The organism is Pseudomonas sp. AKS31 (assembly GCF_023634765.1).
Classification (GTDB): domain Bacteria; phylum Pseudomonadota; class Gammaproteobacteria; order Pseudomonadales; family Pseudomonadaceae; genus Aquipseudomonas.
Genome location: NZ_JAMLFX010000015.1, coordinates 76,033 through 83,935, shown reverse-complemented (window position 1 = coordinate 83,935; position 7,903 = coordinate 76,033). Strand labels below are relative to the sequence as shown.

Sequence of the window (7,903 nt, the reverse complement as noted above, 5' to 3'; positions counted from 1 at the left end):
GCTCGCGAATGCGCTGTGTCAGCCAAATGAACGGTGACTGACACTCAGCCTTCGCGAGCAGGCTCGCTCCCACAGGGGAATTACGGGGTATCGGGTTGGTTGGCAGGATGGGCCTTCATGAACGCAGGATGCTCAGCCGCCAGTGCGGCAACCCGATGAATTTTCGGATACGCCTCAAGGCTGACGTTGAAGCGCTCAGCCGCATACAACTGCGGAATCAGGTACACATCCGCCACACACGGCCACTCGCCGAAACAAAAGCCCTCATCGCCAATCAACTGCTCCACCGTCGCCAGCCCTTGGCTGATCCAGTGACTGATCCATTCCACCACCTGCGGCTCGTCATACCCCGACTGGCGCAGGCGATTGAGCACGCTGACGTTGTGCAGCGGATGTACGTCGCAACCGATCACCGCCGCCACACCGCGCACCTGCGCACGGGCGAACAGATCTTCCGGCAGCAACGGCACCTGTGGATAACGTTCTTCCAGGTACTCGATGATGGCCGGCGACTGAATCAGCAAACCGCCCTCGTCAGTGCGCAAGGCCGGCACCCGCCCCTGTGGATTGATCGCCAGATACGCTGCCTGCCGATGCTCGCCACCCGGCGGCGCGATCAGATTGACCGGCAACGCCTGATAGTCGAGACCCTTCAGCGCCAGCGCGATCCGCACCCGGTACGACGAGGTCGAACGGTAATAGGTATAGAGATCCATAAGCCGCTCCTGTCAGCGCGCCGCCAGCACTTTGCCGCGGCATTCGCCGAAGCCGATCGAAGCAAAACCGTCACGGGCGCAACGCGCACGCAAGATGATTTCATCGCCGTCCTCGAGGAATTTACGCACCTCGCCAGAGGCCAGTTCGATCGGTTTTTTGCCGCCCTCGGTGATTTCCAGCAGGCTACCGAACTGACCGCTCTCCGGGCCAGACAAGGTGCCCGAACCGAACAGGTCACCGGCCTGCAACTGGCAACCGTTGACGCTGTGGTGAGCGACCATTTGCGCAACGGTCCAGTACATGTAACGGGTGTTGCTCAGGGTCAGACGATGGGCCGGCAGGTACTGCTCGCGCATGGCTTCGGTGAGCAGTAGAACTTCCAGCTCGATGTCGAAGGCACCGCCATCCTGATCACGTTTATCGAACAGGTAAGGCAGCGGCTGCGGATCACCTTCAGGACGCTTCGGTTGCGCGGTGCGGAATGGCTCCAGCGCTTCGGCGGTGACCACCCACGGCGAAACGCTGGTGATGAAACTCTTCGACAGGAACGGACCCAGTGGCTGGTATTCCCAGGCCTGGATATCGCGCGCCGACCAGTCGTTGAGCAGGCAGAAACCGGCGATGTGTTCAGCCGCATCGCCGATGGCGATCGAATCGCCCATTTCGTTGCCCTGACCGATCCAGATGCCCAGTTCCAACTCGTAGTCCAGGCGTGCGCACGGGCCGAACACAGGCTCGGTCTGACCGGCAGGTAGCGTCTGGCCTTTCGGGCGACGCACGTCGGTACCGGAAGCACGCACGGTGGAGGCGCGACCGTGATAACCGATCGGCACGTGCTTGTAGTTCGGCAGCAGCGGGTTGTCAGGGCGGAACAGTTTGCCGACGTTCTGCGCGTGCTCGATGCCCACATAGAAATCGGTGTAATCGCTGATGCGTGCTGGCAGATGCATCTGGCAATCGGCGGCCAGTGGCAGCAGTTTCGCGCCCTGGGCTTCGATGTTGCCGCGGTGTGTGCTGCCTTCGCTGAACAGTTCCAGCAGACGCGAACGCAGAGCCACACGTGCCTCGCGACCGAGTTCGAAGAACGCGTTCAACTGGCCGCCGTGCATGGCTTCGACCGCACTGCGCGCGACGCCGTCGAACAGCCCGGCTTCCAGCGCGACTTGCAGATCGAAGATGTGGTCGCCAATCGCCACGCCAGCGCGCGGCGCCGCAGCATTGGTGCTGAACACACCGAGCGGCAGGTTCTGCAACGGGAAGTCCGCGTGGCCGTTGGCCGAGGCAACCCAGCTGCGGGTGATGGAAGTCTGCGTCATGGGTTATCTCCGGGTCGGGTCGAACGTGGCGGGCAAAGTGGCCCAGCAGGCGTCATAAGTGGATTGCAGTTGCGGACAGTCGAGGGCGAAGCGGCTTGGGCGCAGCACCTGACTGGTCTCGAACATGAAGGCCATGGTGTTGTCGATCTTCGCCGGTTTGAGCTCGGCGTTGATCGCTTTGGTGCAGGTCTCGCCGTCCGGGCCGTGGGCACTCATGCAGCTGTGCAGCGATGCACCGCCGGGCACAAAGCCTTCGGCCTTGGCGTCGTATTCGCCCTGAATCAGGCCCATGAATTCGTTCATCAGATTGCGGTGGAACCATGGCGGACGGAAGGTGTTCTCGGCGACCATCCAGCGTGGCGGGAAGATCACGAAGTCGAGGTTGGCCAGACCGTGCACGCTGGTCGGCGAGGTCAGCACGGTGAAGATCGACGGGTCAGGGTGATCGAAACTGACCGTGCCGATGGTGTTGAAACGGCGCAGGTCATATTTGTACGGCACGTTATTGCCGTGCCAGGCGACCACGTTCAGCGGTGAGTGATTGAGTTCTGTCGCCCACAACTGACCGAGGAATTTCTGCACCAATGTGGTCGGTTGCTGGAGGTTTTCGTAGGCGGCGACCGGGGTGAGGAAGTCACGCGGATTGGCCAGACCGTTACTGCCGATCGGCCCCAGATCCGGCAGGCGCAGCGGCGCGCCGTGGTTTTCGGCGACGTAACCGCGTGCTTGCGGGTCGAGCAGTTCAACGCGGAATTTCAAGCCGCGCGGCAGCACGGCGATTTCCAGCGGCGCGACTTCAAGTACACCGAGTTCGGTGGCGATGCGCAGACGACCGAGCTGCGGCACCAGCAGCAGTTCGCCGTCGGCACTGAAGAACACACGCTCCATCGAACGGTTGGCGACGTAGTTGTAGATGCTGATGCCGGACGGTTTCTCGGCACCGGCATTGGCGGCCATGCTCACCAGACCGTCGATGAAATCGGTCGGTTCGGCTGGAACATCCAGCGGATTCCAGCGCAGGCGATTGGGCGTCACTTCGCCCAGCGGGCCGCCGGCCAGTTGCCGCTCCAGTTTGACGAAGGCCGGGTGATTGGCCGACGGCTGGATCCGGTACATCCAGGTGCGCCGCGCTTCACTGCGGGCCATGGTGAACGCGGTGCCGGAAAACAATTCGGTGTAGAGGCCATACGGGGCTTTTTGCGGGGAGTTCTGGCCGACAGGCAGCGCGCCGGGCAACGCCTCAGAGCTGAATTCGTTGCCGAAACCGGACTGATACGCCAGCGCCTGGGCGGTTGAATCGAGGTTCATGGAGCCTCCTGAACAGGGAGTCGGCAGTGGCCCATCGCTCTGGCTCAGAGGTCTCGGCACGCCGGGGTTGTTATTATCGTAATCTGATTACGCATAACGTAATTTGCTCGCTATCCAGCGTCAAGCTATAAAGACGCCCACTCGTTTTGGAACCCGGCCGCACCATGGAAAAAACCAGCGACAGCAACGGCAAACAGAAAGTCCGCTCCGCCGAAGTCGGCACCGACATCCTCAAGGCGCTGGCCGAGTTGTCACCGTCCACTTCACTGTCGCGGCTGGCCGAACATGTGCAGATGCCGGCGAGCAAGGTGCACCGCTATCTACAGGCATTGATCGCATCAGGATTCGCCGAGCAGAACGCCGCTACCAACCATTACGGGCTCGGCCGTGAAGCCTTGCGCGTAGGCCTGGCCGCACTCAACAGTATGGACGTGCTGAAAGTCGCCGCCCTGCCGCTGGCCGAACTGCGCGACGAACTCAATGAAACCTGCTTTCTGGCGGTGTGGGGCAATCAGGGCGCGACGGTGGTGCATATCGAACCGGCGGTGCGCGCGGTGACGGTGGTGACGCAACTGGGTTCAGTGTTGCCACTGCTCAGTTCATCCACCGGACTGGTGTTCAGCGCCTACCTGCCCCATCGGGAAACCGATGAGTTGCGCGAGCAGGAAATTGCCGCTGTGGATCATCCGTTGAAGGACGAAAAAACCTACGCAACCCTGTGCGAACAGATCCGCGAACGCGGTCTGCATCATGTGCATGGCCTGCTGATGCCGGGTGTGGATGCGTTGTCCGCCCCCGTGTTCAACGCCGTTGGCCAGGTCGCCGCCGTGGTGACCATCGTCGGCCCGACCTCATTGTTCCACGCCGACGAAAACGGCCCGGCGGCGCAGCGGTTGCTGGCGGCGACGCGGGCCGTGAGTTGGCGGATGGGTTATGAACGATAAATGCTTTACGCAGTGAGCGAGCAGCGCGCGCTCAAAAGCGGTCAATGAATCGTTGTTTTACTCAGTTCGGAACCGGAACCTTCCATCAATGTGTTGAAGAACCCGACCAGCGTCTCTTTCAGATCTTCCTGGCCGGTGTAATAGGTGACCAGTTCCGCGACCGTCCGCGCGTCCTCGAACAAACTGAGGAAAGACCGTTGCGCATGGGTAATTTCCTTGACGGGGGCACCCGCCGCTGCGGCCTGGCCCAACGTCAACAGCCCGGTCAGTGCCTCTTGCACATGCCCCAGCGCAGCGCGGTAGTCACCTCGTTTGTCCGACTGTGAGGCGTCGTAGATGCTTTTCATCATCTGCACAGCCACCACGACAGTGCCCACGGGAGGCACCAGCAGGCTCACGATGTTCGCCGCCTTCAACAGGTTGTCGTAAACAATGCCGGTGATTATTTCATTGAGACTGGTGGTGCGTTCATCGATATCACTCAATACACGGCGCACTCGCTCGTCATGGAAAGTGAACAGATCAGGCAGTAACGAACGCTGCTGCGTGCGAATGACCGGTTTGCTATCGACGGTTGCCACCAGATTGTCGAAATAGTCATTTACCACCTTTTGGTCGACCAGCAGTATCCGCTCGCTGTAGTAGTTCCTGAACGGGCCATATCGAAAACGAATAGAAGGAATGAAATCAGCGATTGGCCGGAAGCTGACCAGGTCCGGCGCGTCAGGCGTATAGAGCACATCGACGAACCCTGAAGCCAACTTCAGCCGGAAAATATAAACGCCGCCTACCGTGCGGTCCCAGGCAGCCGTCAAACCCAACTTGTCGATATTGAATTTATACAGACCGACGTCACCTTCGGAGAGGCTGTCCACAATTGGCTGATAGCCGCCGCTTTCTTTCAGATTATCGATAACTCGCTGGATCGCCGTGAAGGACTCTGTCGTTAATCTGCCATTGGTAAAGTCGGCAAAAGCACTGCAGTACATTTCACAGCGAATTTTTCGAGCGTGTACTGCGCGCTTGAAGGCGTAATCAGGATGAGCCTTGTTCTGATATTGCGCTTTCAGCATCGCGGTATATCTGTCGCCGGGACGGAAAGTTTTCGACAGTGAGGACAGGTCTCGGATATCCAGTTTTTCAACGCTGGGATGGCCGTTCACCAAATAGTATTTTGGGCTGAATTTGGTTTCGTAAGACGGATGCACCGCTTCGAAGGCGAGTCCCTCGAGCAAAACATCGGTAACGCTCTTACGAAAATCTTCGGTTTGCACAATGATATGGTCGGGATTGACCGAAACGTTGCTGCCACGCTGACGCAAAATGTCTTCTATCTGAGCTTTCACCGCGTCATAAGTGAACTGCTCGAATGTCGGGAAACCATTGTCTCGTTCATCAACCGTAGACAGTGCCTTGAGTTCGGTTGTCAGGCGCGAGTAGCGCTTGCGGCCTTCGACGCCCAGCACTCGATAACCTGCCGGAGCAATCGCTTTGTGCAGGGTAACTTCGGCTCGGTAAGCGGTATTTACATAGTCCGCCAACGGTGCCGCGGGATCCAGGCCAAGATTGACTGGCCGGGTATCGAGTTCGTAGCGGTACTCCAGCTCTGTGTGATCTCTGCCGCGCAGCTTGCCTGCGTCGTGCAGGTAGTCTGGATGGATCATTCGTGCAGCGTATTCACGATCTGATGAGAATGCCGTCTCCAGCCAGCGTTGCGCTGCGTAAATGTCGGGAAACTTTATCAGTTCAAATTCCCCGACAGGCGTTTTGACCAACATCAGCGACGGTACATATTCTCTGGCCGAAATAACCAGAACATCTTTCAACGCGGGTACTTGATAACTGATTTTCAATCCCTGAATAGTTACCGTAGGGTCATTGGCCATGGCTCGCGCGATGATATTCGCATCGGTGGAGTCCAGCTTTCCGGAGTGGCGAGCAACAAAAACTGCAAACTCTATCTGGCTAAAGAGGTAGTTGCGGTAAGCCTCCTGGTAATCAACCGAGGGCGAGGATGCAAGGCTGCCGGTAAATAACAGTCGCAGGTTACGATTTTCCAGCCACTCTTCAAGCGCGACTGCCGTCAGCCGACTTCCCTGGGGAGCGCCGATGATAGTCAGGGTCGCTTTATAGCCATTGTCATGCAGACCGAAAACGATAAATTCCGTCAGCGTCCGGGTGTCTTGCTGTTTGATAGTACGTCCGGCAATTTGCAGAGTGTACGAGCTATGGACACTTATCGATTCTGGATCGAGGTGTTCCCCGAGCGTCCTGTCGGCCCATTCGGCGAACGTACGCACCACATACTCCTTAAACGAAAAGTACTTATCGAAGACGGTTGAATAAGCAGCCTGGTATTCATCTTTGGACTCTTCAAGCTCGTTGTATCGCTGTTGAATATCGCTACCGGCGGCATGGAGCCAAAGCGGCCAGTCGGTGCGTTTCAATGCAGCCCAAAGCAGATAGAAGCGGGTGTTGATACCGTAGCGCAGCACGTGCAAGCCTTGATTCTCCTGCAGCGCGGAGGTGAGCGGACTTTCCAGTTGTTCCCGGGCACCGAGCAAGGACGACACGCTTTCCAGTTGGCCTTTGAGATGAGTCTCTACGCAGAAGGCATAAGGACTTTGTGTGGCTTTCAGGTAGCGGATCTGGTCGCTACCCAAAGACAGCCGCTGCTGTAGTTTGCTGTGCAGCTCGGTATTTTTTTCAAAGAACTCGAAGCCGTTTTCCGGCGTGTGCATAAGATAGGAAGTCGACTCGTTGACCAGCGGCATTTCTGCCTGCGGACGCTCGGCATTGTCCAGAACGAAACAGGGCTGTAGCGACAGAAGGTAATCCTGCGCCGGTTGCAACTTCACTTCAAACACTGCGCGTCCGGCGTCTGCGTCGAGCAGATAGGCAAATCGCTCCCCCAACCAGGCATCAAAATTGTTGGCCATGACCGACAGGGAAAGCTCTGCACTCGTGACCACGGCGTACGCTTCGATGAAAGTCTGCTTGTTCGACAGCGGTGCAGTGTCCGGGCGAAGGGTTTTCGCTGGCGCCGCCCAGAACTTTGTGATCTCGGTTCGCAACGTTTTTTCCAGACCGGCAGAAACAGCAGCGATCAGATCTTCGACAATAAGCGTATTCAGAACATTGACTTTGAATTGCTCACTGAACGTGTCAGGCAGAAAAAACACACCATCACCGCCCACTATGTAAGCGGGGCTGACGTTGTTATTCAGACAATGCACCGTGACGTCCCAAAGGCTGCCCGAAGGTCGGTTTTCGTTGGCAGGAAAAGCAGGATCCGTATTGACATAGACTTTGTCGATATCGACTGTCTTGCCCAAACGTTTCAATTCACTTTCAAGCATGTTGCGAAGAATATCCAGCACGCTCGGCATCGCGTCGATGATTTTGAACAGGTCTGCTTTTGCCTGGCTTGCCTTGTTCCACTCTTCAGCCCAGGACACTTGCTCACCCTTCGAACCGCGCATCAGACTTTTGAATAACTTAACCACAGTACTTCCTTACTTATTTATCCAGAGCTGCGAGTACAGCCCTGTAGATGGCCGCAAGGTAGTTTCTTTTCAAATCAATATGAAGTCCGAACAATTTACAAAACATGCCAGC

The 7,903-nt window shown here is 57.6% G+C and carries 5 protein-coding genes; 1 reads left to right on the top strand and 4 read right to left on the bottom strand.

All coding sequences use genetic code 11. The annotated features are described in order from the left end of the window. Window positions 1–80: 80 nt before the first annotated feature. The 3 genes from maiA to hmgA are packed head-to-tail and all read right to left on the bottom strand — an operon-like array spanning window position 81 to window position 3,341. Window positions 81–716, bottom strand: a complete 636-nt coding sequence (gene maiA, locus M9827_RS24755) for a maleylacetoacetate isomerase (protein WP_250607707.1) — start codon at window positions 714–716, stop codon at window positions 81–83. Window positions 717–728: 12 nt separating this feature from the next. Continuing rightward, window positions 729–2,033, bottom strand: a complete 1,305-nt coding sequence (gene fahA / locus M9827_RS24750; protein WP_250607706.1) for a fumarylacetoacetase — start codon at window positions 2,031–2,033, stop codon at window positions 729–731. 3 nt (window positions 2,034–2,036) lie between these two features. Next, a complete protein-coding gene (gene hmgA, locus M9827_RS24745) occupies window positions 2,037–3,341 on the bottom strand; it encodes a homogentisate 1,2-dioxygenase (protein WP_250607705.1) in 1,305 nt (434 codons plus the stop codon). Between the two features lie 164 nt (window positions 3,342–3,505). On the opposite strand from hmgA, the gene M9827_RS24740 reads away from it, so the two are divergent. Beyond that, window positions 3,506–4,285: an IclR family transcriptional regulator gene (locus tag M9827_RS24740; RefSeq protein WP_250607704.1), complete on the top strand. Its 780-nt coding sequence runs from the start codon at window positions 3,506–3,508 to the stop codon at window positions 4,283–4,285. 41 nt (window positions 4,286–4,326) lie between these two features. On the opposite strand, the gene M9827_RS24735 is transcribed toward M9827_RS24740, so the two are convergent. Beyond that, window positions 4,327–7,791 carry a dermonecrotic toxin domain-containing protein gene (locus tag M9827_RS24735; RefSeq protein ID WP_250607702.1) on the bottom strand — a complete coding sequence of 1,155 codons (3,465 nt, stop codon included), beginning with the start codon at window positions 7,789–7,791 and terminating at the stop codon, window positions 4,327–4,329. Window positions 7,792–7,903: the final 112 nt, after the last annotated feature.